The sequence below is a fragment of the Bradyrhizobium arachidis genome, from assembly GCF_024758505.1.
In the GTDB taxonomy this organism is placed as follows: domain Bacteria; phylum Pseudomonadota; class Alphaproteobacteria; order Rhizobiales; family Xanthobacteraceae; genus Bradyrhizobium; species Bradyrhizobium manausense_C.
The window spans coordinates 5,578,402-5,603,301 of the sequence record NZ_CP077970.1 but is presented as its reverse complement, the minus strand read 5'-3'; the positions used below and the strand labels follow the sequence as shown (position 1 = coordinate 5,603,301).

The 24,900-nt window shown below is 65.3% G+C and carries 23 protein-coding genes and 1 pseudogene; 10 read left to right on the top strand and 14 right to left on the bottom strand.

The features are described 5' to 3' along the window. Window positions 1-8 precede the first annotated feature (8 nt). Window positions 9-605, bottom strand: a complete 597-nt coding sequence (locus KUF59_RS26025) for a TetR/AcrR family transcriptional regulator (RefSeq protein ID WP_212461010.1) — start codon at window positions 603-605, stop codon at window positions 9-11. A gap of 133 nt (window positions 606-738) precedes the next feature. Here KUF59_RS26025 and KUF59_RS26020 point away from each other — a divergent pair, with 133 nt between their 5' ends. Further along, window positions 739-1,971: an MFS transporter gene (locus KUF59_RS26020; protein WP_212461009.1), complete on the top strand. Its 1,233-nt coding sequence runs from the start codon at window positions 739-741 to the stop codon at window positions 1,969-1,971. Between the two features lie 209 nt (window positions 1,972-2,180). Here KUF59_RS26020 and rpmG read toward each other — a convergent pair whose 3' ends face one another. Beyond that, window positions 2,181-2,348 (bottom strand): 50S ribosomal protein L33, encoded by a 168-nt coding sequence (rpmG, locus tag KUF59_RS26015; protein ID WP_057756569.1) that lies wholly within the window; start codon window positions 2,346-2,348, stop codon window positions 2,181-2,183. Window positions 2,349-2,472: 124 nt separating this feature from the next. Then, window positions 2,473-3,798, bottom strand: a complete 1,326-nt coding sequence (locus KUF59_RS26010) for an LLM class flavin-dependent oxidoreductase (RefSeq protein ID WP_212461008.1) — start codon at window positions 3,796-3,798, stop codon at window positions 2,473-2,475. 226 nt (window positions 3,799-4,024) lie between these two features. Between KUF59_RS26010 and KUF59_RS26005 the strand changes: the two genes are divergently transcribed. Then, on the top strand, window positions 4,025-4,585 hold the full coding sequence (locus tag KUF59_RS26005) for a hypothetical protein (protein ID WP_212461007.1): 561 nt from the start codon (window positions 4,025-4,027) through the stop codon (window positions 4,583-4,585). On the opposite strand, the gene KUF59_RS26000 is transcribed toward KUF59_RS26005, so the two are convergent. The 4 genes from KUF59_RS26000 to topA are packed head-to-tail and all read right to left on the bottom strand — an operon-like array spanning window position 4,586 to window position 10,901. Next, window positions 4,586-5,347: an NUDIX hydrolase gene (locus tag KUF59_RS26000; RefSeq protein ID WP_212461006.1), complete on the bottom strand. Its 762-nt coding sequence runs from the start codon at window positions 5,345-5,347 to the stop codon at window positions 4,586-4,588. It lies immediately after the preceding gene. A 34-nt stretch (window positions 5,348-5,381) separates the two neighbouring features. Beyond that, the gene (locus KUF59_RS25995; protein ID WP_212461005.1) at window positions 5,382-5,822 is read right to left on the bottom strand and encodes a DUF983 domain-containing protein; all 441 of its coding nucleotides are present in this window, start codon (window positions 5,820-5,822) and stop codon (window positions 5,382-5,384) included. Continuing rightward, window positions 5,810-8,149: a ribonuclease R gene (gene rnr / locus KUF59_RS25990; RefSeq protein ID WP_212461004.1), complete on the bottom strand. Its 2,340-nt coding sequence runs from the start codon at window positions 8,147-8,149 to the stop codon at window positions 5,810-5,812. The genes KUF59_RS25995 and rnr overlap by 13 nt, the downstream gene beginning before the upstream one ends. 7 nt (window positions 8,150-8,156) lie before the next feature. After that, complete coding sequence (gene topA / locus KUF59_RS25985; protein WP_212461003.1) at window positions 8,157-10,901, bottom strand: type I DNA topoisomerase; 2,745 nt, start codon at window positions 10,899-10,901, stop codon at window positions 8,157-8,159. Between the two features lie 229 nt (window positions 10,902-11,130). Here topA and KUF59_RS25980 point away from each other — a divergent pair, with 229 nt between their 5' ends. Next, the gene (locus KUF59_RS25980; protein WP_212461002.1) at window positions 11,131-11,370 is read left to right on the top strand and encodes a hypothetical protein; all 240 of its coding nucleotides are present in this window, start codon (window positions 11,131-11,133) and stop codon (window positions 11,368-11,370) included. Between the two features lie 263 nt (window positions 11,371-11,633). After that, a pseudogene (locus KUF59_RS25975) lies at window positions 11,634-11,921 on the top strand (GIY-YIG nuclease family protein); the annotation flags it as partial. Window positions 11,922-12,425: 504 nt separating this feature from the next. Here KUF59_RS25975 and KUF59_RS25970 read toward each other — a convergent pair. Then, on the bottom strand, window positions 12,426-12,941 hold the full coding sequence (locus KUF59_RS25970; RefSeq protein WP_258767224.1) for a winged helix-turn-helix transcriptional regulator: 516 nt from the start codon (window positions 12,939-12,941) through the stop codon (window positions 12,426-12,428). A 103-nt stretch (window positions 12,942-13,044) separates the two neighbouring features. On the opposite strand from KUF59_RS25970, the gene KUF59_RS25965 reads away from it, so the two are divergent. Together KUF59_RS25965 and KUF59_RS25960 are read left to right on the top strand one after the other, a co-directional pair. Continuing rightward, window positions 13,045-13,818 carry an SDR family NAD(P)-dependent oxidoreductase gene (locus KUF59_RS25965; protein WP_212461000.1) on the top strand — a complete coding sequence of 258 codons (774 nt, stop codon included), beginning with the start codon at window positions 13,045-13,047 and terminating at the stop codon, window positions 13,816-13,818. Window positions 13,819-13,996: 178 nt separating this feature from the next. Then, window positions 13,997-14,179: a hypothetical protein gene (locus KUF59_RS25960; RefSeq protein WP_212460999.1), complete on the top strand. Its 183-nt coding sequence runs from the start codon at window positions 13,997-13,999 to the stop codon at window positions 14,177-14,179. A 54-nt stretch (window positions 14,180-14,233) separates the two neighbouring features. Here the strand turns inward: KUF59_RS25960 and KUF59_RS25955 are convergent, their stop codons facing one another. Further along, window positions 14,234-14,842 (bottom strand): FMN-dependent NADH-azoreductase, encoded by a 609-nt coding sequence (locus tag KUF59_RS25955; RefSeq protein ID WP_212460998.1) that lies wholly within the window; start codon window positions 14,840-14,842, stop codon window positions 14,234-14,236. 83 nt (window positions 14,843-14,925) lie between these two features. On the opposite strand from KUF59_RS25955, the gene KUF59_RS25950 reads away from it, so the two are divergent. After that, window positions 14,926-15,339: a winged helix-turn-helix transcriptional regulator gene (locus KUF59_RS25950; RefSeq protein WP_212460997.1), complete on the top strand. Its 414-nt coding sequence runs from the start codon at window positions 14,926-14,928 to the stop codon at window positions 15,337-15,339. Between the two features lie 111 nt (window positions 15,340-15,450). On the opposite strand, the gene dprA is transcribed toward KUF59_RS25950, so the two are convergent. Beyond that, entirely contained in the window at window positions 15,451-16,593 is a 1,143-nt protein-coding gene (gene dprA, locus KUF59_RS25945) for a DNA-processing protein DprA (protein ID WP_212460996.1), read from the bottom strand. A gap of 91 nt (window positions 16,594-16,684) precedes the next feature. Here dprA and KUF59_RS25940 point away from each other — a divergent pair, with 91 nt between their 5' ends. Beyond that, the gene (locus tag KUF59_RS25940; RefSeq protein WP_212460995.1) at window positions 16,685-17,929 is read left to right on the top strand and encodes an amidase; all 1,245 of its coding nucleotides are present in this window, start codon (window positions 16,685-16,687) and stop codon (window positions 17,927-17,929) included. On the opposite strand, the gene KUF59_RS25935 is transcribed toward KUF59_RS25940, so the two are convergent. The 4 genes from KUF59_RS25935 to KUF59_RS25920 all read right to left on the bottom strand — a co-directional run bounded on the left by KUF59_RS25935 (window position 17,921) and on the right by KUF59_RS25920 (window position 22,175). Beyond that, the gene (locus KUF59_RS25935) at window positions 17,921-19,144 is read right to left on the bottom strand and encodes a patatin-like phospholipase family protein (protein WP_212460994.1); all 1,224 of its coding nucleotides are present in this window, start codon (window positions 19,142-19,144) and stop codon (window positions 17,921-17,923) included. The genes KUF59_RS25940 and KUF59_RS25935 overlap by 9 nt on opposite strands. 138 nt (window positions 19,145-19,282) lie before the next feature. Then, a complete protein-coding gene (plsY, locus tag KUF59_RS25930; protein ID WP_212460993.1) occupies window positions 19,283-19,879 on the bottom strand; it encodes a glycerol-3-phosphate 1-O-acyltransferase PlsY in 597 nt (198 codons plus the stop codon). A gap of 35 nt (window positions 19,880-19,914) precedes the next feature. Beyond that, window positions 19,915-21,216, bottom strand: coding sequence for a dihydroorotase (locus KUF59_RS25925; RefSeq protein ID WP_212461027.1), 1,302 nt, complete (start codon window positions 21,214-21,216; stop codon window positions 19,915-19,917). Between the two features lie 5 nt (window positions 21,217-21,221). Further along, entirely contained in the window at window positions 21,222-22,175 is a 954-nt protein-coding gene (locus KUF59_RS25920; RefSeq protein WP_212460992.1) for an aspartate carbamoyltransferase catalytic subunit, read from the bottom strand. Window positions 22,176-22,349: 174 nt separating this feature from the next. Between KUF59_RS25920 and KUF59_RS25915 the strand changes: the two genes are divergently transcribed. Together KUF59_RS25915 and KUF59_RS25910 are read left to right on the top strand one after the other, a co-directional pair. Then, window positions 22,350-23,120 (top strand): M15 family metallopeptidase, encoded by a 771-nt coding sequence (locus KUF59_RS25915; RefSeq protein ID WP_212460991.1) that lies wholly within the window; start codon window positions 22,350-22,352, stop codon window positions 23,118-23,120. Between the two features lie 22 nt (window positions 23,121-23,142). Continuing rightward, on the top strand, window positions 23,143-24,786 hold the full coding sequence (locus KUF59_RS25910) for an acyl-CoA dehydrogenase family protein (protein ID WP_212460990.1): 1,644 nt from the start codon (window positions 23,143-23,145) through the stop codon (window positions 24,784-24,786). The last annotated feature ends 114 nt before the right edge of the window (window positions 24,787-24,900 follow it).

The window sequence follows — 24,900 nt, the reverse complement described above, 5'->3', positions numbered from 1 at the left end:
TGACAGCTTTAGTGCGGCGAGCGTTTCCCCGTTGCCTCCGCGTCCGCGATATCTACACCCGCGTTCCGCAGCAGCACCTTTGCCGCTTCCCGCGCCGCGCGCGCCATGGCGGGATCGTCGCGCACAAGATCCTGCGCGATGGAGCCGTCGACCAGCAGCACGAGCTGGGTAGCGAGCGCATCGGCTTCCTTGACACCGAGCTCGTTCAGACGGTCGCGAAACCAGACGCGGCGGCTCTCCTTGAAGGCGACGGCGATCTTCTTCACCGCGCGGTCCTGCGTGCCGAGCTCGGCGACTGCGTTCACGAACGGGCAGCCGCGAAAATCCTTCGATGCGAACCGTCTCTCCAGCGAATCGAAGGTGGCGAGGATCTGCTCGGCCGGCGGCCTTGCGGAGGGGCGGGGCGCTACGAACCGTCGTTCGAGATAGGCCGCGATCAGCGCGTCCTTGGAAGGGAAGTGATTGTACAGCGTGCGCTTGGAGATGCCGATCTCGGCCGCGATCGTGTCGACGCCAACGGCGCGAATGCCTTGCAGATAGAACAGCTTATCGGCGGTCTCGAGAATCCGCTCTTTCATCGTCTGTTTGGCGGGCGAGGGTGCCATGCGAGGGCCGATATCCTGTTCGCTTGACAGTGCCTCCCTTCTATAGCCTAAGTACACAGGTCTGTGTACCCTGAATCGGCTGGAATCGCAGGCCAAGGCATTCGTGCCACGACCCTTAGGGAGAACAAGAACAATGCCCCTGTTGCAGGTCCTGCGGCCCACGCTCCCCATCCTGATCGGCGCCTCTGTCATGCTCACGCTGAGCATGGGCCTGCGCCAGAGCCTCGGCATCTTCCTCCAGCCCTTGACGCACGATATCCGCATCTCGGTGTCGGATTTCACGCTGGCGCTGGCCGTGCAAAACCTCGCCTGGGGCTTTCTCCAGCCGCCCGTCGGCGCGCTCACCGTGCGCTACGGCTTCCGTCCGATCATGATCGTCGGTGCGCTGATGTACATCGCAGGGCTGGCGCTGATGGCGACCGCCAACGGGCTGATCAGCGTCATGATCGGCGGCGGCGTGCTGATTGGCACCTCGCTCGCCTGTACCGCGGCCGCGATCGCGATGTCGGTCGCCGCGCGCGCGGTCCCGGAGACGGTGCGCTCGACGGTGCTCGGCATAGTCTCCGGCGCGGGCTCGCTCGGTGCGCTGCTCTCGGCGCCGCTCGGCCAGATCCTCAACGAAGGTTTTGGCTGGCGCATCGGCCTCGCCGGCTTCGTCGTGATGTCGGCGCTGATGATTCCGGCGGCCTGGTACGCCGGCCGCATCGACAAGATTCCGCTGCCAAAGCCTGCGGCCGATGACATCGGCGACGCCACCGCTGCGGTGGCGGCGAAGACCGCGTTCGGCAATGCCTCCTTCGTGGTGATGACCTGCGCCTATCTCGTCTGCGGCATGCAGCTTGTGTTCCTCACCACGCATCTGCCGTCGTATCTCGCGATCTGCGGCCTCGATCCGATGCTGAGCGCGCAGACGCTCGGCATGATCGGCGGTTTCAACGTGCTGGGCTCGCTGTTCTTCGGCTGGGCCGGCCAGCGCTGGAACAAGCTGGCGCTCTTGGGCGCGATCTACATCCTGCGCTCGCTCGCGCTTGCCTGGTATTTCATGCTGCCGGCGACGTCGTTCTCGACGCTGTTGTTCGGCGCCATCATGGGCTTCTTGTGGATGGGCGTCGGTCCGCTGGTCGCAGGCGCCGTCGCAGAAATGTTCGGGCTGCGCTGGCAGGCCATGATCCAGGGGCTCGCCTTCATGAGCCACCAGATCGGCAGCTTCCTCGGCGCGTATGGCGGAGGCGTGCTCTACGACGCGCTCGGCTCCTACACCATGGCCTGGCGCATCGGCGTCGCGCTCGGGCTTGCCGGCGGCATCATCCAGGTCGCCTTCGCCCTGATCCGCCCCTCGCAGCCGCCGGTGCTGCGCACGGCGTGACTGCCGCGGGTGCAAGGCTCAGACCGTCACCCTGAGGTGGCCGCTTCTTCAGCGGCCCTCGAAGGGCGACGGCCCGGCTGCATCTCGGCCGTTCATCCTTCGAGGCTCTCCACGCGGCGCGCTGCGCCGCATGGTTCGCACCTCAGGATGACGGATCAAATAAAAACGGGGCCGCGAGGGCCCCGTCAGTCCGTAGCTATGCCGCGATCTTACTTGATCTTGGCTTCCTTGAATTCGACGTGCTTGCGCGCGACCGGGTCGTACTTCTTCTTGACCAGCTTGTCGGTCATGGTCCGCGAATTCTTCTTGGCGACGTAGTAGAAGCCGGTGTCAGCCGAGGACACGAGCTTGACCTTGATGGTGACCGCTTTGGCCATGTTCTGAACCTCAGAAATAAAGGGAATCTGGAGCCGGCCAAACGGCCCGCGTTGGCCGGCAACCTAGCCAGAAACGGCCTGAAGTCAAGGTTTTAGGGCCAGAATCTCGCTTGTTTCGGGCCAATTACCCCTCAAAGAACCGGTTTTTCGGCCGCGGCAGGCCCAGATTCTCCCTCAAAGTGGCCCCTTCATACTCTTTCCGGAAAATCCCGCGCTTTTGCAGCTCCGGAACCACCTTGTCGACGAAGTCGTCGAGCCCGGCGGGCAGGAACGGGAACATGATGTTAAAACCGTCGGCGCCGCGACCCACCAGCCATTCCTCCATCTGGTCGGCGATGGTTTTTGCCGTGCCGACGAAGGACAGCCCGCCATAGCCGCCGACGCGCTGCGCGAGCTGGCGCACCGTGAGCCTGTCGCGCTTGGCGAGGTCGACCATGCGCTGCCGGCCGCTCTTGCTCGCATTGGTCTCGGGAATCTCCGGCAGCTGTCCGTCCGGATCGAAGCCGGAAGCATCGGTGCCGAGGATGACCGAGAGCGAGGCGATCGCGCTGTCATAGTGCACGCGGCTGTCGAGCAGCGCGCGCTTCTCCTTCGCTTCATCCACGCTGTCGCCGACCACGACGAAGGCGCCGGGAAGAATCTTGAGGTGATCGGGATCGCGGCCGATCTTTTCCATCCGGCCCTTGATGTCGGCATAGAGCTTTTGCCCGTCGGCGAGGCTGCCGCCGCCGGTGAATACAGCCTCCGCCGTCTCGGCGGCGAGCTGCTTGCCGTCCTCGGACGCGCCGGCCTGCACGATCACCGGCCAGCCCTGCACGGGGCGGGCGATGTTGAGCGGGCCGCGCACCCTGAGATATTTGCCCTGGTGATCGAGCACATGCATTTTCGAGGGATCGAAGAACAGGCCGCTTTCGACGTCGCGCACAAAAGCGTCGTCGGCAAAGGAATCCCAGAGGCCGGTGACGACGTCGTAGAATTCCCGCGCGCGCTTGTAGCGCTCGGCGTGCTCCATGTGGTCGTCGAGACCAAAATTCAGCGCCGCGTCCGGATTGGAGGTCGTGACGATATTCCAGCCGGCGCGCCCGCCGCTGAGATGGTCGAGCGAGGCAAAGCGGCGCGCGACATGATAGGGCTCGTCAAAGGTGGTCGAGCCCGTCGCGATCAGGCCGATTCTTTCGGTGACGGCCGACAGCGCCGACAGCAGGGTGAACGGCTCGAACGACGTCACCGTGTGGCTGCGCTTCAACGCATTGACCGGCATGTTCAGCACGGCGAGGTGATCGGCCATGAAGAAGGCGTCGAACTTGCCGGCTTCCAGCTTCTGGATCAGCTGCTTGATGTGGCCAAAATTGAAATTGGCGTCGGGCCAGGCCCCGGGATAGCGCCAGGCGCCGGTATGAATGCTGATCGGGCGCATGAACGCGCCAAGCTTGAGTTGCCGTTGTGCCATCGCCCCGTTTCCATGTTGGGTGTCGCTGTCAGAGACATAGGCACGCGCGGGAACTCCGCCATTGGAGCAGGGCAGAACAATTTTTTGTTTTTGGGGGCGCTCTCAGCACATTCGTCATTCCGGGGCGCCGCGCCGCGGCCTCAGAATGACACGGGTCTCGAACCAATCCGGCCGCTTCGCCGACAAAGCCAAGACTTAACTTTCTGACCCTCCAGGGAGCAACGCAATGGCGAGCGCAATGAACGTGGATGGCAACCGCATCCGCGTCGACTGGCCCACGCAATGGATTGCGCGGGTGCTGTCGCTGCCGTTCCTCGCCGCGGGCGGTTTTCTGCTCTGGAACGTCGCGCTCGGCATACGCAATGATTTTGCCGGCTTCGGCCGCCTGAGCGACGACCTTGTCCCGATCCTGGTATTCTCCGGGATCGGCATCGTGATCCTGCTTCCCGGCCTGTATCTTGCGACCTACAGTTCTTTCGTCGAGCTCAACAAATCGCTCGCCGAGGTCGTCGTGACGCGCGCGTTTGGTCCGTTGCGGTTCAGGAGCCAGCGCCAGCTCGCCGACTTCCATTTCCTCAGCATCACCGACCGCGGCACCGAGGAAGGCGAACAGCCGACGCTGTTCCACGTCAGTCTCTGCGGCAACAGGGGCACCGAGGCGGTCGCGCTGTGCAGCTTCTCCAGCCGCGACGAGGCCAATGCGTTCGCGCACGAACTCGGCCGCGCGCTAAAACTGCCGGCGCGGGACTATGTCGGCACCGAGCCCGATGCCGACGAGGAGAGCTGATCAGCTCAAAATATCCTTCTGCATCTTGCCGCCGTGGAAATGGAAGAACGGCACCGGCGCATCATGGCGCAGCGGTCCCGTGGCAAGCCGCTTGTCGAGCTCGTTGAGCACGTTCCGCGTCATCGGATGCAAATCGGCCAGCGGCTTTGAGCCGAGCTCGACCCAGACCAGCTCGACAAGCTCCGCATCGGTGTGAATGACGCCCTCGACCCGATGGGTAATGGCCGAGGCATCCGCGGTGAAGAAGCGCGTGTCAAAGCGTTTGACCCGGCCAGGTGGCGTGATCGCGCGCGCGATCAGGAACAGGCCGGACGGATCGGGCAGCAGGCCGGCATCCGCAAACGGCGCCCACGGCCCCTCGAGTTTTGGTACCTTGCCCTCAGCCTTGCGCCCCAGGCACAGGCCGGTCTCCTCGCAGGCCTCGCGGATCGCGGCAATCGCGAGCGATTTTGCACGCGAAGCCTCGGTCTTCGGGCTGCCCTTGAACAGATTTGCTTCCAGCTCCGCCGTGATGGGAGCGGCCACCGGCACGCGATAATCGGCCTTGTCGACGCGGCCGCCGGGGAAGACGAATTTGCCGGGCATGAACACCACCTTGTCGTGGCGCTTGCCGACCAGAACTTTTGGAACGGAGCCGCTGCGGTCGACCAGGATCAGCGTCGCGGCATCGCGCGGCCGAAAGTAAGGATGGTGATCCGCTTCCTTCTGGTCGTGGACCTTTTCCTTGTCCGTCTCTCTGTCCGTCGCGGCCGCTTCCGTCATCTCCAACCCCAGTCTCTCTCGTTCTTATTTGTAATTACACCGGCGGGATACCATCCGGCGGATTGTCGTCAAAGCCGTGCATGCGCAGGGCCCATTGCAAGCCGACCACGGCGCCCTTCACCGGCTGCAGCAGAGCGAGCGAGGCGAAGAACGTGAAGGGCAGGTAGGCCGCGAAGCTGATCCAGACCGGCGTGGTGTAGTTGGTCTCGATCCAGAGTACGCCCGGCACCACGATGTGGCCGACGATGACGATCACGAGATAGGCGGGCAAATCGTCGGCGCGATGCGGCGTGAAGTCGAGGCCGCAGGAGGCGCAATTGTCAGCGGTCTTGAGGAAGGCGCGGAACAGTTTTCCCTGGCCGCAGCGCGGGCAGCGGCCGCGAAAGCCGCGCTTCATGGCGCTCCAGACGTCGCGCTGCTCGACGAGGCCGGTCTCGCGCGTCCAGATCTTTGGCGCCGTGCTCATCGCTTCCATGCCTTGCTCTTGCCCTTGCCTTTCGCGCTTTTGCCTTTCCTGCCGGACTTCTGCTTCTCGGGCTTGCGTTTTCTCTCCGGGCTTCGTCCGGGATGCGCCTTCTGCGGCTTGCGGGGCCCGCGAAAATCCCTGCGACCACGCGGCGCCGCTGCACCCTCGGACAACAGCTCGAAGCGGAGCGCGCCGGCAATGGGAGCAGCTTCTATCAGACGCACGTCGACGACGTCACCCAACTGGTGCATGGCACCGCTGCGCGTGCCGACCAGCGCATGGCGGCTCTCGTCATAGTTGAAATATTCCGTGCCGAGGGATCGGATCGGGATCAGGCCGTCGGCGCCGGTCTCGTCCAGCTTGACGAAGAGGCCTGCGCGCGTGACGCCGGAGACGCGGCCCTGAAAAGTCGCGCCGATCCTGTCCACGAGGTGATGCGCGATCAGCCGGTCCACGGTCTCGCGCTCGGCCTTCATCGCGCGCCGCTCGGTCACCGAAATATGCGCGGCGACTTCGCTCAGGGATTCCGGCGTTTCGCTGTCGGGCAGCGCGCCCTCGCCGAGGCTCAGCGCCCGCACCAGCGCGCGATGCACGACGAGGTCGGCATAGCGGCGGATCGGTGAGGTGAAATGCGCGTAGCGGCGCAAGTTCAGTCCGAAGTGCCCGTAGTTCTCGGACGAGTATTCCGCCTGCGCCTGCGCGCGCAGCACGACTTCGCTCACCAGCGGGAAGTAGTCGTGACCCTCGAGCTGGGCCAGCACGCGATTGAACGTGGTCGGGCGCAGCGCGCCGCTCTTGGCGAAGGGCACGTCTAACGTCTGCAAAAATTCCGCGAGGGCGTAGACTTTCTCCTGCGTCGGCTCGTCGTGCACGCGGTAGATCAGCGGTAGCGACTTCTTCTCCAGCATTTCCGCTGCCGCGACGTTGGCGAGGATCATGAACTCCTCGATCAACTTGTGCGCATCGAGCCTTTCCGGCACGACGACGCGATCGACCGTGCCGTCGCTCTTCAAAAGGATCTTTCGCTCGGGCAGGTCGAGATTGAGCGGATCGCGCTCGTCACGGGCGCGCTTGACGCAAGTGTAGGCCGCATAGAGCGGTCTGAGGATCGGGTCGAGCAGGGGGCCGCTGGTGTCGTCCGGCCGGCCGTCGATCGCGGCCTGCGCCTGCGCGTAATGCAGCTTTGCTGCCGAGCGCATCAGGATGCGATGGAACGAGTGCGATCGCTTGCGCCCGTCGGGACCGATGATCATCCGCACCGCGAGCGCGCCGCGCGGCTCGCCCGGCACCAGCGAGCACAGATTGTTGGATATCCGCTCCGGCAGCATCGGCACGACGCGGTCGGGGAAGTAGACGGAATTGCCGCGGTCGAGCGCGTCGCGGTCGAGCGCGGTGCCCGGCCGGACATAGAAGCTCACGTCAGCAATGGCGACGTCGACGATGAAGCCGCCCTTGTTGTTCGGATCGGGGTCGGCCTGCGCATGCACCGCGTCGTCATGATCCTTGGCGTCAGGCGGATCGATGGTGACGAGCGGAACGTCGCGCCAGTCCTCGCGTCCCCTGAGGTTTGCGGGCTCGGCGGCTTCTGCCTCGCGCATCGCGCCGGGCGAAAATTGCATGGGAATGTCGTGGGCGTAGATCGCGATCAGGCTGATCGCCTTCTCGGATTTGACCGAGCCAAGCTTCTCCTTGACCCGCCCGGAAGCCAGCCCAAAGCCGCGCGAACGGACGATGTCGACGCTGACGAGGTCGCCGTCCTTCGCCTCCAGCGTGTCGGTCTTGGCGATGTTCAGCTCGCGGTCGGCAAACTTCTTGTCGACGGGCACGAGTCGCCCACCGCCTTCAGGCAGCGCGCGGAAGACCCCGAGGATGCGGCTCTTGGCCTTGTCGATGACCTTGATGATACGGCCGCGATAGGCCGGACCTTCCGTGTCGTCGGTGCGCTCGACATGCATCAAAGCGCGGTCGCCGACGCCGGCCGCCGTGCCGGGCGCAGCCCGGCGCGGAACATGGATGCGGATCTTTGGCGGTTCGCCGTTTTCGACCTCGTCCCACTCGGCGGGCGTCGCGATCAACTCGCCGTCCGCGTCGCGACCGGTGATGTCGGCGAGCAGTGTCGGCGGCAGGCCCTCGGGCTCTGAGACTCTGCGGCGGTTTTTCTTGATGACACCGTCGTCGGCGAGCTCGCGCAGCATGCGCTTGAGCTCAATGCGATCGGCGTTCTTCAGGCCGAACTCGCGCGCAATTTCGCGAGTTCCGACCTTTCCGGATTGTGCCTTGATGAAGGCGACGATGGCTGTCCTGTCGGGAAAGCCACGGTCATTCTTTCGTTTCACTTAACCTCTAATTCTTGCCGGCACTCTTCTTGGCCGGGGCCTTGGCGGCGGATGACTTGGTCGCCGACGTCTTTGCCGTCGACGCCACGCCTGCGCGCGCCTTGCTGGTTGCTTCTGATTTGGTTTTGGCCGCGGCTTTCTTCGCAGCCGGTTTCTTGGGCTTTGGCGCGGCATCGTCGCCGTCGGCAGCTTTCGCTGCTTTGGTCGTCTTTGCCTTGGTCGCCTTCTTCGCCTTGGTCTTGCCACCGCCCTTGGCGGCGCGTTCGTCGATCAGCGCGATGGCTTGCGCCAGCGTGATCGCGTCCTTCTCGAACTCGGCCGGGATCGTGGCGTTGACGCCGCCTGCCGCGACATAGGGGCCGTAGCGGCCGCTCTTCACGGTGACGGTGCCGAGCGTCGGATGATCGCCGATCGCCTTGCCGGGATCCGCGCCAAAACGGCGGCTCGGGCCCTTTGCGACCTTCTCGGCAATCAGCGTGACCGCGCGATTGAGGCCGATGTCGAAGACCTCGTCGCCGGCCTCCAGGCTGGCATAGGTCTTCTCGTGCTTCACGAACGGCCCGAAGCGGCCAAGGCCCGCCGTGATCGGCTGACCGGTTTCGGGATGCTTGCCGATCTCGCGCGGCAGCGAGAGCAGTTTGAGCGCAAGCTCGAGCTCGATATCGCCGGGCGAGGTGCCCTTCGGGATACCTGCGCGCTTCGGCTTCTCGCCTTCCTCATAATCCTTCTGCTCACCGAGCTGGATATAGGGCCCGAAGCGGCCGGCCTTGACCCAGACGTCGAACCCGGTGTCGGGATCCTGGCCGAGCGAACGGTCGGCGGTGGCTTCGCTGTCGGCAGCGAGCTGGCGGGTGTAGCGGCATTCCGGATAGTTCGAGCAGCCGACGAAGGCGCCGAACTTGCCGGCCTTCAGATTGAGCCGGCCGGTGCCGCAGGTCGGGCACTGCCTGACGTCGCCGCCATCGGCGCGGGCGGGGTAGATGTGCGGTCCCAGCATCTCGTCGAGCACGTCGAGGACCTGCGCGACGCGCAAATCCTTGATGTCGTCGACGGCGCCGATGAAGCCGCTCCAGAAATCCTTCAGCACCTGCTGCCAGGAGATCTCGTTGTTGGAGATGCGGTCGAGCTGCTCCTCCAGGCCGGCGGTGAAATCGTATTCGACGTAGCGGCTGAAGAAGCTTTCGAGGAACGCGACCACGACGCGGCCCTTGTCCTCGCCGTGCAGGCGCTTCTTCTCCAGCTTGACGTAGCCGCGGTCCTTCAGCACCTGCAGGATCGAGGCGTAGGTCGAGGGACGGCCGATGCCGAGCTCTTCCATGCGCTTGACCAGCGAGGCCTCGGAGAAGCGCGGCGGCGGCTCGGTGAAATGCTGCGTGACGGACAGATCCTGACGCTTCAGCGCCTCGCCCTGGCTCATGCCGGGCAGGCGGCGTGAATCCTCGTCCTCCTCGTCGTCGCGGCCTTCCTGATAGAGCGCGAGGAAACCGTCGAACTTGACGACCTGACCGGTCGCGCGCAGCTCCAGCGTACGACCGCCTGCCTTCGCCGATATATCGACGGTCGTGCGTTCGAGCTCGGCGCCTTCCATCTGGCTCGCAATCGTGCGCTTCCAGATCAGCTCATAGAGCCTGGCCTGGTCGGCATCGAGCTTGCGGGCCATGGAGGCGGGACGGCGCGACAGGTCGGTCGGGCGGATCGCTTCGTGTGCTTCCTGGGCGTTCTTGGCTTTTGCCTGATACTGGCGCGGAGCGTCCGGCACATAGGCGTTGCCATAATCCTCGCCGATCACCTTGCGTGCCTGGGTGATGGCGGACGGATCGATCTGCACGCCGTCGGTACGCATATAGGTAATGAGTCCGGTGGTCTCGCCGCCGATGTCGATGCCTTCATAAAGCCGCTGCGCGATACGCATCGTGTGCGCCGGCGCAAAGCCGTATTTGCGGCTCGCTTCCTGCTGAAGGGTGGACGTGGTGAACGGTGCCTGCGGATTACGCCTGGCGGGCTTTGCGTCGACCGCGGTGACCGCGTAGGTCGCCAGCTCCAGCGCCTTCTTGAAGTCTTCGGCTTCCGCGCCGGTGCCGATGTCCAGCCGCTGGATCTTCTTGCCGTCGGCGCCGACGAGGCGCGCCTCGAACGCGTCGCCGCGCGGCGTCAGCAGGGTCGCGACCAGCGACCAGTATTCCCGGGCTACGAACTTTTCGATCTCGAGCTCACGGTCGCAGACCAGACGCAGCGCCACCGACTGCACACGGCCGGCCGAACGGGCGCCCGGCAGTTTGCGCCAGAGCACGGGGGAGAGGGTGAAGCCGACCAGATAGTCCAGCGCGCGGCGCGCCATATAGGCGTCGACCAGCGCGCCGTCGATCTGGCGCGGGTTCTTCATGGCGTCCGAGACCGCCTGCTTGGTGATGGCGTTGAACACCACGCGCTCGATCTTCTGGTCCTTGAGCGCACGCTTCTCCTTCAACACCTCCAGGACGTGCCAGGAGATGGCTTCGCCCTCGCGATCAGGGTCGGTGGCCAGAATCAGGCGTTCGGCGCCCTTGAGCGACTTGGCGATGTCATTGAGCCGGCCGGCCGCCTTGGGGTCGACCTCCCAGATCATCTTGAAATTTTCGTCCGGATCGACCGATCCGTTCTTCGCGGGCAAGTCGCGGACATGGCCGAACGAGGCCAGAACCTCGTAGGACGAGCCCAAATACTTGTTGATCGTCTTGGCTTTCGCCGGCGACTCCACAATGACGATATTCATGTAGTTCCAGTAGCTTACGGGAAAAATTTAGGCCAAATTCGAAGGGACTCGGGTCGGCCGTTTCGACCCGAACATGGGTGGTGAGGCCGTCCCTGTCAAATCGAAGGGTGTTGAAGGGGGGCCGGACAGGCTCATTTCCATATCCGAAAAGTTGTAAAACACCACCTTGGAGTTGCGGTTTGGACAGGCGTAAGGTCCTCCCGGGGACTGAGGATTCGGGTGGGGTCAGGTGACGACACCGGGGCGGAAACGAAAGCGCGCGGCCACGGCCGGGCAGGGCGGCCAGCGCGGCGACGAGCCGGGCGAAGGCGGCGCCGATGAGGCGGCCGCCTTCATCGCCGAGCAGGCCAAGAGCCTGCGTGAGCTCGCGGGGCGTCACAAGCTCGATGTGCTGCATTATCTCCTCGGCATGACCCAGCTCGAAGCCGAGGAGCATGTGAGGCTGCGGAGCAAGCGGAAGCTGTCGTGAGGTGGGTCCCCGCCAGACCCGTCATCCTGAGGTGCGAGCCAAGTGGCGCGATGCGCCGCTTGGGGAGCCTCGAAGGATGAACGGCCCGGATGCAGCCGGGCCGTCGCCCTTCGTGGGCCGCTGAAGAAGCGGCCACCTCAGGGTGACGGAGATGATTTAGCGATCTGCTCAGTCAGCGGACACCAGCCGACCGAAGGTGTCTTCTTGACGGTAAAATTTGCACATCTCATCCTGAGCCGAGTGCAAACTCACCGGCCACCACGATGGGCATCTTCGTCTACATGCTTCGCTGCGCCGACAACTCTTACTATGTCGGCAGCGCGACGGGCGATGATCTCTCCCCGCGGGTCGAACAACACAACGCTGGCCATTTTCAGGGATACACATCGACACGGCGGCCGGTCGTTCTCGTTTGGTCGGAGCACTTTGACCGGATCACGGACGGAATTGCGGCGGAACGCCAGATCAAGGGCTGGAGCCGTGCTAAGAAGGAGGCGCTGATCAAGTCGGACTGGGATGCCGTCAGCCGTCTGGCGCGGCGTCGTGGGGGGATCGCCAAAGCGACCGAAAAATTCCGCTACAGAAAAGAAATAAGCATCACCGTCATCCCCGCGCGAGCGCGTAGCGGCGCATGGGGAACCTCGGAGGATGAATCGGCCCCTGATGCAGCCGGGCCGTCGCCCTTCGAGGGCCGCTGCAGAAGCGGCCACCTCAGGGTGACGGTGATGGTTCAGCAACATGGACAGTTGGCGAAGGTTGTCCTGAACTGACCCGTCATCCTGAGGTGCGAGGCATGCGGCGCGAAGCGACGCATGGGGAGCCTCGAAGGATGAACGGCTCCGATGCAGCCGGGCCGTCGCCCTTCGAGGGCCGCTGAAGAAGCGGCCACCTCAGGGTGACGGTGATGGTTCAGCAACATGGACAGTTGGCGAAGGTTGTCCTGAACTGACCCGTCATCCTGAGGCGCGAGCCATGCGGCGCGAAGCGACGCATGGGGAGCCTCGAAGGATGAACGGCCCCCGATGCAACCGGGCCGTCGCCCTTCGGGGCCTCCGCTAACGCTCCGGCACCTCAGGACGACGGTGAGAGGGTGAGCCGCTAGTTGGAGCCCGCCGCCTTGCCTTCGCCGGCCGCGGCTTCAGCATCGTGTCCGCGGGGCTGAGCAGCCGCCCATCCTCGGCCCGCATCTCCAGCTTCCGCACCGGCCGGCCCTTCTCGCGATCGACCAGAATGGTCGCGATCTCCTCGGGCTGGTCGTCGAACTCCTCGCTCCATTGCCGCAGCGCCACCAGGATCGGGAAGACGCCGCGGCCTTTTGGCGTCAGCACATATTCCTGATAGGCGCTGCCGTCGGAGGCCGGCGCGATCCTCAAAATGCCGTGGTCGACGAGGGCGCGTAATCGCACCGTGAGAATGTTCTTGGCCATGCCGAGCCTGGTCTGAAACTCGCCGAAACGCCGCTTACCGAACAGCGCCTCGCGGATGATCAGGATCGACCACCAGTCGCCGATCGCCTCCAGCGCCCGCGCGATCGGGCAGGAATCTCCTTCGAAGCTCGTCCGTTTCACCATGGCTTGTCCGATTGTATGCGATCACGCGCTTGTGTGGTTGCATTATAAAACCAGATGGCCTAGACGGCAATCCAGTTTCAATATGCAACCACTGGAGACGGTCATGAGGCTGAAGAACAAGACGGCGTTGATCACGGGCGGTAACAGCGGCATCGGCCTTGCGACCGCGAAGCTCTTCGTTGCCGAGGGCGCCAAGGTGACCATCACCGGGCGCAACAAGGAGACGCTGGAGGCAGCGGCGAAGGAGCTTGGCCCCAATGCGCTCGCGGTCGAGGCCGACATCACCGACGTCGCTGCGACGGAGCAGGCGATCGCGCGTGCGGTCGAAAAGTTCGGCAAGCTCGACATCGTGTTCGCCAATGCCGGCATCGCCGGCAACACGCCGGTCGGCGGCACCGCGCTCGCCGCCTTCGAGCAGGTGCTGCGCACCAACGTCACCGCGGTCTTCTTCACCGTGCAGGCGGCGTCCCCACACCTCAACGACGGCGCCTCGATCATCCTCAACGGCTCGGTGATCTCAGTGCTCGGCAATCCCGGCTATGCCGCCTATGCCGCGAGCAAGGCCGGCGTGCGCGCGATGGCGCGGGTGATGGCCTCCGAACTGTCGCCGCGCGGCATCCGCGTCAACGTGGTGGCGCCGGGCGCGATCCGAACGCCGATCTGGAAGGGCGCAGCGCCGACCGAGCAGGCCTTTGCGGTGCTGGAGAAGCGCATCGCCGGCATTACGCCGCTCGGCCGCATTGGTGAAACAGATCACATTGCGAAGACGGTGCTTTACTTCGCCTCCGACGATTCCGCGCATGTGACGAGTGCCGAACTCTTCGTCGACGGCGGCGCGACCGGTTCGCCCGCGGGCGCGCCGGTGTTTCGCGGCTAATCAGGCTAATCAAATGAAGTGAAAAATTGAATCAGGCCGGCGCCATCAAAAGTGCCGGCCGGTTCCCTCCTGCGCGGGACGTATTTGATCGCGTCTTTGTGACGCGTTGAACCTTCGCGGCGGCTGCATAGACCTTTTTAGGGGTAGGGGAATGAGGCCCAATTTAAGGGAACCCGCTATGCCAAAGGCAGCTCGCATTTTTTCATCGATTTCAGCACCGCGTATTTACACCGAGCGTTCCGCGACGACCGAGAAGCAGTCGGACAGAAATCAACTGATCGCCGTTGCGCTGTTCTCCGGCATCGGCCTTTTCATCTCGCTGATTGCCGTGATCACGGGCACGCGGGGGATGTGGTTCTAGCTCAGATGTCGCATACCGCCGCCAACGTCTGGCGGCGGCTGCGAAGAACGGGCTTCAGGCGGCGCGCAGGCCGGTTGCGGCCTGAAGCGCGCTTGCCAGCGCTTTCTCGCGGTGCTCCGGCCCGACCTGGATGCCGTCAGCGGAAATGAATTCCGGACTCGTAATGCCGATGAAGCCGAACACGCCACGCAAATAGCTCTCGAGGTGCTCCAGCGAGGCGGCGGGGGTATCAGCGCCGTAGTAGCCGCCGCGTGAGATCGCCACGATCACACGCTTGCCGCCGGAGAGGCCCTGCGGTCCGTTCGCATCGTATTTGAACGTCTTGCCCGCCACGAGGATGCGGTCGATCCAGGCCTTCAACTGGCTCGGGATCGTAAAATTGTACATGGGCGCGCCGATCACGACGATGTCGGCGGCCAGGAATTCCTCCAGCACGGCCTGGCTTGCGGCGAGGTCGGGCGCGAGTTCCGCGGGTGCCGGCGCACCCTGCGCGGCGGCGAGATGCGAGCCCGACAGATGCGCCAGCGGCGTCTGCGTGAGGTCGCGGTACTGGATGTCGAGCGACGGCGTCGCCTGGCGCAGCCGCGCGACGATTGCGGCCGAAACCTGCCGGCTGACGGAGTGGGGGCCGAGCACGCTGGAGTCGATGTGGAGGAGTTTCATTTGGGTCATCCATGGTATAGATTTGTAACTGGCACTACATGAGTGACCTACGAAATCCCCGCAAGAACGCACTTTTTTGAGCCATGGGCACATCTTTGAAACCGACGCACACCCGTTCGCCTGCCTTGCCGCCACTGCCCGATCCGCAGCACGTCGACTGCCGCGGCGTCGCCTCGGTGCTCGCGCGGGTCGGCGACAAATGGAGCGTGTTCGTGATCATGATGCTCGGCGACGGGCCCAAACGCTTCAACGAGCTCAAGCGCATGATCAACGGCATCTCGCAGCGGATGCTGACCCTGACGCTGCGCGGACTCGAGCGCGACGGCTTGGTCACGCGCACGATCTTTCCGACCATTCCGCCGCGCGTGGATTACGAGCTGACCGATCTCGGCCGCGGGCTGCAGCAGCCGGTCAAAGCCCTCGGCCAATGGGCGGCGGACCATCTGCAACAGATCGAGGCCGCGCGAACGCGGTTTGACACGCGCAATTCGGCCTGACCCGAGCTAAGCCTCAGGCGCGGTTCACCTCTTCCGGGTTCGCGCGCAAATCGGCCGGCGGGGCCGTTCTACTGTGCATGGGGTTGTTTCGATGCTTTGTTTGATCGCGGCTTAAAGCAGCGCGACCAGACCGCCGCCGTGGCGTTCGAGCCGGCCGGCAAGCTCGAGCTCCAGCAGCACGGTGCGTACGATCGAGGGTGGCGCACCCGACATCCGCACGAGGTCGTCGATCGTAACAGGCGTCGGGCCGAGCAAGCCGGTGATCTGGGCGCGGTCGTGCGATTGCGGATCGCCTTCGAGCGGCTCGCTGTCGTCCTCGCCGGCCGGAAACATGATCGGGCGTTCCATGATCGGCTGGACCGCGTTGATGATATCGGCGGCTTCCGTCACCAGCGTTGCGCCCTGCTTGATGAGGTCGTTGGTGCCGGCGGCGCGCGGATCGAGCGGTGAGCCCGGCACGGCAAAGACCTCGCGGCCCTGTTCGGCGGCCATGCGCGCGGTGATCAGCGATCCCGAGCGATGCGCGGCCTCCACCACGACGACACCGAGCGAGGCGCCCGAGATCAGCCGGTTGCGGCGCGGGAAGTCGCGGGCGCGCGGCTCGTGTCCCAGTGGCATTTCCGAGATTGCCGCGCCCCGCTGCTCCAGGATGTCAGCAAGCAGGTTTTCGTGCTCGGGCGGATAGATGCAGTCATGCCCGCCGGCGAGCACCGCGACCGTGCCGCTGGCGATGCTGGTACGATGCGCCGCCTGGTCCACGCCGCGCGCCAGCCCTGAGATGATCACGAAGCCGGCTTCGCCGAGCTCGCGCGCAAGCTGGCCCGCGAACTTCAGCCCGGCGCCGGAGGCATTGCGCGAGCCGACGATGGCGATCGTCGGCCGCATTGCTGTGGCATGGTCGCCGCGTACCGCGAGCAGCGGCGGCGCGTCGTCGAGCGTCGCCAGCCGCGCTGGATAGCCGTCCTCGCCGGGCGCGAGCCAGTTCACGCCGAGCCGTCGGGCTGCGGCGAGCTCCGCCTTTGCCTCGTCCACTGACGTGATGCGCCCCGATCGGGCCGCCCCGCCGCGGCGGGCGAGCTCGGGCAGCCGCTCCAGCGCAGCGCGCGCGGTGCCGAAGTGATCGACCAGCGAACGGAAGGTGCGCGGCCCGACATTGTCCGAACGGATCAGCCGCATCCGGTCGATCCTGTCGGCCTCGGTCAGCTCGATCCCTGGATTGAGGGCGTCCACGGCGTCTCCTTGTGAGGGCAGCATGGAACAACCGCAGCGCGTGGGCAACAGGGGCGCGCGCTTGCACGACCGCCTCGCGATGCTAAAAGCGCTGCCAAGTCAGGGAAATGTCGCCATGATCTCACTCGCCGACCTCCAGCGCCGTATCGACAAGGGTGAGCTCTCGCCCGACACCGCGATCGGACAGTCGATCGAAGCGATCGAGGCGCGGGAGAAGGATGTCGGCGCTTTCGTTTGCCACGACCGGTCGGCAAAGGCGCAAGGGGCGGGCTCGCTGCGCGGCATCGCGGTCGGCATCAAGGACATCATCGATACGGCCGACTTTCCGACCGAGATGGGCTCGTCCATCTACCGGGGTTGGCAGCCGCGCGCTGACGCGCCGGTTGTGATGATGCTGAAGCGCGCCGGCGCCACCATCATCGGCAAGACCACGACCACGGCGTTCGCCTCGCGCGATCCGACGCCGACGCGCAATCCGCACAATGTCGGCCACAGTCCCGGCGGCTCGTCGGCAGGCTCGGCCGCCGCCGTCGGCGCCGGCATGATCCCGCTTGCGCTCGGCACCCAGACCGGCGGCTCGGTGATCCGGCCTGCCGCCTATTGCGGTGTTGCCGCGATCAAGCCGTCGTTCCGCATGCTGCCGACCGTCGGCGTCAAATGCTATTCATGGGCGCTCGACACGGTCGGCCTGTTCGGTGCCCGCACCGAGGATCTCGCGCGCGGACTCTTCGCGATGACCGGCCGCCACGAGTTCTCCGACATCGCTGCGGCGACGTCGCCGCGCATCGGAATCGTCAGCCAGGACTTTGCCGGTCCCGTCGAGCCCGCGGCCGAGCAGGGGTTGCAGGCCGCGATCAAGGCCGCCGAGCGCGCCGGCGCCGGCGTGCAGACCATCGACATGCCGGAAATGGTGCGGGAGGCCTGGCGCATCCACCCGGTGATCCAGGATTTTGAGGCGCACCGGGCGCTCGCCTGGGAGTTTTCGGAACGCCACGACGAGATCGCGCCGATGCTGCGCGCCAGTCTCGACGCCACCGTCGGACTGACGCCGAAGGACTACGACGAGGCGCGCCGGATCGGCCGCCGCGGCCGCCGCGAGCTCGGCGAGGTCTTTGAGGGCGTCGACGTGCTCCTGACCTACTCCGCGCCGGGCACCGCGCCGCCCAAGGAACTCGCGACCACCGGCGACCCCCGCTACAACAGGCTGTGGACGCTGATGGGCAACCCGTGCGTCAACGTTCCCGTGCTCAGGGTCGACGGCCTGCCGATCGGCGTGCAGGTGATCGCGCGCTTCGGCAACGACGCGGGCGCGCTCGCGGTGGCGCGCTTCCTCGAAGACGCATTGGCGAAATCAGATTAGCTCGGGCTCGGCTGGCGAGGTCGCCTCGACCTTGCGCGCCGCCCGGACGCTCGTACTTTGCCGCAGCCAGCGATCGGCCGCGTCGCGGCCGCTGCGGTGCAGGAGGCGAATGAAGCCGCGGCCAAGATCGGTCGACGAGCGCTGCGCCAGCCCCTCGATCTCGTCTTCCGCTGCTAGCTTGAACAGCCGCAGCGAAGGTGAGGCGTGCGACTGCGCCCATTCTACCGCAGAAATCTCGGCATTGAGCGCGGCATTCGCCGCGATCTGGTCGAGCCGGCGGTCGATCGCCGCGAGCGTGATCGGGACATAGCCGTCGCGCGACGGCGTCACCTGGACGATCAACACGTCGGTCGACGTTGTCTCCTGCACCAGCCGCACCAGCGGCGGGTTGCCGCCATAGCCGCCGTCCCAATAGGCCTCGCCATCGATCTCGACCGCGCAATGCATCAGCGGCGGGCAGGTCGAGGCGAGGGCGACGTCGGCGGTGATGGCTGCATTGCCAAACACCTGCTGCCGGCCGTCGCGGATCCGCGTCGCCGCGATCAGGAGTCTTGGGCAGGCCGCATCATGCAGCGCCGCAAAGTTGATGTCGCGCGACAGCGCCTGCCGCAGCGGATCGAGGTCGAACGGATCGAACTGGCCGGAGCGCAGCGTCGGCCCGAATGCGACCGAGCTTCCCGCCGGCGAAAAGCCACCGACCAACATCAGCGAGCGGAACGACGCTTCGTGCATCAGCCGCACCCAGAACCGGTTCAGCCTGCTGCGCGCGCCCTCGCGGCCGCCGTCGACGAGACCGGAGGCGACCAGCAGCGCATTGATCGCACCGGCGCTGGCACCGCTGATGGTGTCGAATTCGACCGAGGGCTCCTCCAGGAGCCGCTCCAGAACGCCCCAGGTGAAGGCCGCAAACGTGCCGCCGCCTTGCAGCGCCAGCGAGAGTCGTTTCGGCGGCCAGGAGGTTGAAGGACGTTCGACCGGCAGGGCCGGCATTGCCGTCGGCTGTGCGACCGGCTGCACCGCGATGGGTGCAGGCGTCTCGCTCACGACCGGCGGTTGCGGAGCGGGGCGCGCTTCCTCAGCAACGACCGGCGCGGGCGCGTCTGACCAGATGTTGGTGGCGAAGAGCAGCCGGCTTGCGGCGGTGCCGGCGGGCGCCGCCTCATTCGCAGCGCTCTGCGAAGCCAGATCGTGCGTGACGTTGGTGTTCTCGTTCATGGACGCAAGCCGGATAACGCCATTCCCCTCTGTCAGGATGACAGTCTTGGAACCCATTGACCACTATGGCCACGAGTTGCGAACAGGATTTGGGATATAATGCGATAGCGCCGCGTCGGTATCCGTACTTTTTCCGGACTACGATTTTTGTCCGATCCGGCTCTCGGTGCCCGATTGCAACCGCTTGATGTTTTCGCGGTGCGTGTAGAACAGGACCAGCGTCAGCACCGCGAACAGCGAGGCGAGCGCGAGGTGGCCGAACCACCACAGGAAGATCGGCGTGATAAAGGCCGCGACCAGCGCCGACAGCGAGGAGTAGCGCGTGGTGAAGGCGGTCGCGAGCCACAGCAGGCAGAAGAACAGCGCACCCGGCCAGAACAGGCCGAGCAAAATGCCGATATAGACTGCAACGCCCTTGCCGCCCTTGAATTTGAGCCAGACCGGGAAGTTGTGGCCGAGGAAGGCGCCGAGGCCGGCCAGCATCGCCGCGTTGGGACCGCCGAAATAGCCTGATATCACGACCGCTGCCGTGCCCTTGAGCGCGTCGAGCAGCAGTGTCGCCGCCGCCAGGCCCTTGCGTCCGGTGCGCAGCACATTGGTGGCGCCGATGTTGCCGGAGCCGATCGAGCGCAGATCCTGCGTGCCGGCAAGCTTGGTCAGAATCAGCCCGAACGGGATCGAGCCGAGGAGATAGCCGATGACGAGGGCCACCGGCAAAAATGCCTCAGGTCCCATCGGCGGCGCTCCTCGGGGATATGTTCCACGTAGGGTTAGACATGCTCATAAACCGTCCGTCCCCCGACAATAGTGCGAACCACGCGCCCGGAGAAGCGGGCTTCGTCGAACGGGGTGTTCTTGCAGGGCGTCTTGAGATCGATGGGATCGAGCACCCAGGGCGTGTCGGCGTCGATGACGATGACATCGGCCGGCGCGCCGGAGCGCAAGGTGCCGCCGGGCAGGCCCAAAAGTTCCGCCGGCCGCGTCGACATCGCCTTGATCAGCGTCTTCAGCTCCATCTCGCCATTGTGCACGAGCCTCAAGCCCGCCGGCAGCATGGTCTGCAGGCCCACCGCGCCGCTTGCCGCTTCGGCGAAGGGCAGGCGCTTGACCTCGACGTCCTGCGGATTGTGGTCGGACATGATGACGTCGATGAGCCCGGAGGCGACAGCCGACACCAGCGCGCGGCGGTCGTCCTCGGTGCGCAGCGGCGGCGACAGTTTCAGGAAGGTCCGGTAGGGCCCGATGTCATTCTCGTTCAGCGCCAAATGGTTGATCGAGACCGATGCGCTCACGGCAAGGCCTGCGTCGCGCGCCCGCTTGAGGATGTCGAGCGAGTCGATGCAGGACAGCGAGGCAGCGTGATAGCGCCCGCCGGTCAGCGCCACGAGCCGCATGTCGCGTTCCAGCACGACGGCTTCAGCCGCATTCGGGATACCCATCAGGCCGAGCCGGGTGGCGAACTCGCCCTCGTTCATGACGCCTTCGCCGACGAGGTGCGGATCCTCGGTGTCGTGCACGATCAGCGCGTCGAAATCGCGGGCATAGGTCAGCGCCCGGCGCATCACCTGCGCATTCATGACGCTGCGACACACGTCGCCGAAGGCTACCGCGCCGGCGGCTTTCAGCAGGCCGAACTCCGTCATCTCCTCGCCGCGCATGCCCTTGGTGAGAGCCGCCATCGGCTGGATGTTGACGATCGCGGTGTCGCGGGCGCGCCGCATCACAAAGTCTACCGTTGCCGAATTGTCGATCACGGGCGACGTATCCGGCTGGCAGATGATGGTGGTGATGCCGCCCGAGGCCGCGGCCTGGCTCGCGGTCGCAAACGTCTCGCGATGGCTGAAGCCGGGCTCGCCGACGAAGGCGCGCATGTCGATCAGGCCGGGGGCCACGATCTTGCCGGAGCAATTGATGATGTCGGTGCCCTCGGGGACGCCGGCCGCCCCGATGCCGCGGCGCGTCTCGCGGATGGTGCCGTCAGCGATCAGCACGTCGCCGACAGCGTCGAAATCCCGCGACGGGTCGATGACGCGCGCGTTGGCGAGCAGGATCGGGCGGCGGTCGGTCAGCATCGGCATCACGCGTTCGGCAGGTTGCGGGCGAGCGCTTCAAGCACCGCCATGCGCACTGCCACTCCCATTTCCACCTGTTCGCGGATCAGCGACTGGGCGCCGTCGGCGACCGCCGAGTCGATCTCGACGCCGCGGTTCATCGGGCCCGGATGCATCACCAGTGCGTCGGGCTTTGCGTAGGCGAGCTTCTTCTGGTCGAGCCCGAAGTAGTGGAAGTATTCGCTCGACGACGGCACGAACGAGCCGTTCATGCGCTCGCGCTGCAGGCGCAGCATCATGACAATGTCGGCGCCTTCCAGACCCTCGCGCATGTCGCGCGCGACTTCGACGCCCATCCGTTCGATGCCGGGCGGCAGCAGTGTGGTGGGGCCAACGACGCGGACGCGGGCACCCATCGTGTTGAGCAGGATAATGTTGGAGCGGGCGACGCGCGAATGCAGCACGTCACCGCAGATCGCGACCACGAGACCCTCGATCCGGCCCTTGTTGCGGCGGATCGTCAGCGCATCGAGCAGCGCCTGCGTCGGGTGCTCATGCGCGCCGTCGCCGGCATTGATCACGGAACCGTCAACCTTGCGGGCCAGAAGTTCCACCGCGCCTGACGCGTGATGGCGCATCACCAGAATGTCCGGGTGCATCGCGTTCAGCGTCACCGCGGTGTCGATCAGCGTCTCGCCCTTCTTCATGGACGAGGAGGACACCGACATGTTCATGACGTCGGCACCTAGGCGTTTGCCGGCGAGCTCGAACGAGGACTGGGTGCGGGTGGAAGCCTCGAAGAACAGGTTCACCTGCGTCCGTCCACGCAGGACGGTGCGCTTCTTGTCCACTTGGCGATTGAGCTCGACATACTCCTCGGACAGGTCGAGGAGGCCGGTAATGTCGGCAGTGGAAAGGCCCTCGATACCCAGCAGATGCCGGTGACCGAGGACGAAGGTCGATTTCGATGCGGAGGTCATTAAAAGCAGAGCTATAGGCGGGGATGGGGGGGTCGGCAAGGCCCAATCCGGGGGAAGTGAGTTATCCCCTGATCTGTCGGATCTGTTTCCTCCGTCATGCCCGGGCTTGTCCCGGGCATCCACGATCTTGCGCTGTCGGTAAAAAGGGCGTGGATGGCCGGGACAAGCCCGGCCATGACGATTTGGATAGATATCGTGAAATCAATTCTAACTGCGCTCGTTTCGTTAGCCTTAATCTCATCCGCTGCCGCCCAATCGCTCCCCGGCGGCTTCGTCTATCTGCGCGACATCGATCCCACCATCATCCAGGACATCCGCTACGCTACATCCAACAACTTTGTCGGCAAGCCGCTCAACGGCTATGCCGCCGGCGAGTGCGTGGTGAAGCGGGATGTCGGCCTGCGGCTGAAGGCGGTCCAGCAGGAGCTCGCCGCGCAAAACCTCTCGCTCAAAATGTTCGATTGCTACCGGCCGGTGCGCGCTTCGCTCGACATGGTGGCGTGGGCGCAGAACGGCCGGGAGACGGTGGCGGAGCGGCGCTACAACCCTAAGATACCCAAGACCGAGCTGTTTCGGCTCGGCTACATCGCCAGTCGTTCGCAACACTCCACCGGCGCTGCGCTGGACCTGACGCTGGTCGACCTCAAGGCGGACAATTCGGCCAGGATCGATCCCGCCAGGGCCTATGCGGATTGCACGGGCCCGGTGGAAGCGCGGGCGCCCGAAGGCAGCGTCGACATGGGCACCGGCTACGACTGCACGGATCTCAAGGGGCACACCGCCGCGCGCAGCATCACGCCAGAGCAGCGCGCCTGGCGCAACCGGCTGGTTGCTGCGATGGCCCGGCAAGGCTTTGTGAACTATTCAAAGGAGTGGTGGCATTTTTCCCTGCCGGGGGCGGGCGGGGCAGCCTATGATTTCCCGATCCAGCCGCGCCGGAACTAAGGTCCGGCCCGAGGTATAAGCCATGACCCAGCCCGTCTTTGCGACCCACGAGGTCTTCAATCAGTCGCAGCCGTTCGAGGACGTCGATCTCTTCGCAGCCGACCGCCCGCTGGTCGAGGCCGTGAAGGCCAACGGCGGTGCTGCGGCGGATAAGGAGCTCTCCGATTTCGGCAAGGCCTGGGGCTCTGCGGCGATGGCCGAGCGCGGCCGCGTGGCGAACGAGAACTCGCCAAAGCTGCGCGCCTTCGATTCCCGCGGTAACCGCCGTGACCAGGTCGAGTTTCACCCCGCTTATCATGAGCTCATGGCGCACAGCGCGCATGCCGGCGTGCACAATTCCACCTGGAGCGCCGACGGTAGGCCAGCAGGCGATGCCGCCGAAGTCGTGCGCGCGGCAAGATTTTACATCGCCTCGCAGGTCGAGACCGGCCATCTCTGTCCGATCACGATGACGCGCGCCTCGGTGGCCGCGCTTGCGATGCAGCCTGATCTGCTGGCGAAGGTGATGCCGGTGCTCTCGACCAGGAGCTATGACCCCAGCTTCGCGCCGTGGTGGGAGAAGCGCGGCATGACGCTCGGCATGGGCATGACCGAGAAGCAGGGCGGCACGGACGTGCGGTCCAACATGACGCGAGCGGTGCGCGATGGCGGCGCCTATCGCGTCACCGGCCACAAATGGTTCATGTCGGCGCCGATGTGCGACGCCTTTTTGGTGCTGGCGCAGGCGGATGAGGGCCTGACCTGTTTCTTCATGCCGCGCTTTGCGCCGGACGGGTCTGTCAACGCGATCCAGTTCCAGCGGTTGAAGGACAAGCTCGGCAACCGCTCCAACGCATCTTCCGAGGTCGAGTTCGTCGGCGCCTATGCGGAGCGGGTCGGCGAGGAGGGCAAGGGCATCCGGACCATCATCCAGATGGTGCAGCTCACGCGGCAGGATTGCGCAATCGCCTCCGTCGGCCTGATGCGCTCGGGGCTTGCGCACGCGCTGCATCACGCGCGTCACCGCAGCGTGTTTCAAAGGCATCTCGCCGATCAGCCCTTGATGCAGGCGGTGCTGTCCGACATGGCGCTGCATGTCGAGGCAAGCGTCGCGCTGGTGATGCGGCTCTGCCGCACCTTCGATCGGACGCCGCACGATCCGGCAGAGGCTGCCTATATGCGGCTGCTGACGCCGGCAATCAAATACTGGACCTGCAAGAGCGCGCCGCCGTTCCTTTACGAAGCGATGGAGTGCCTCGGCGGCAATGGCTATGTCGAGGAAGGTATTTTGGCACGCCACTATCGGGAGGCCCCGGTCAATGCGATCTGGGAAGGCTCGGGCAATGTGATGTGCCTCGACGTGCTCCGCGCTCTGGCGCGCGAGCCGGACGCTGCGACGGCGGTGCTGCAAGGCCTCGCCGCTGAGACCAAGAGCCTGCCGGGAGCCGGCGAGGCGGTCGCCTTCATCGGCAAGGCATTCCGCCGCCCGGACGGCGAGCGCGTTGCGCGGCTCGCGGTCGAAAAACTCGCGCTGCTGGCAGCCACGGCCGCACTGAATGGGGTGTCGCCGCGCAACGCCGAATTGTTCGCGGCGACGCGTCTCTCTGCCAACCACGCCAGCATGTACGGCGCGGTGGATTTGGTGCCCAGCGACACGCGCGCGCTGCTGGAACGGGCGCTGCCTTGATCACGGCACAATGTCTCCACGTCGTCATGCCCGGGCTCGTCCCGGGCATCCACGCTTTGCCGCATACACTGCTGCACGTGGATGGCCGGGACGAGCCCGGCCATGACGAGGAGG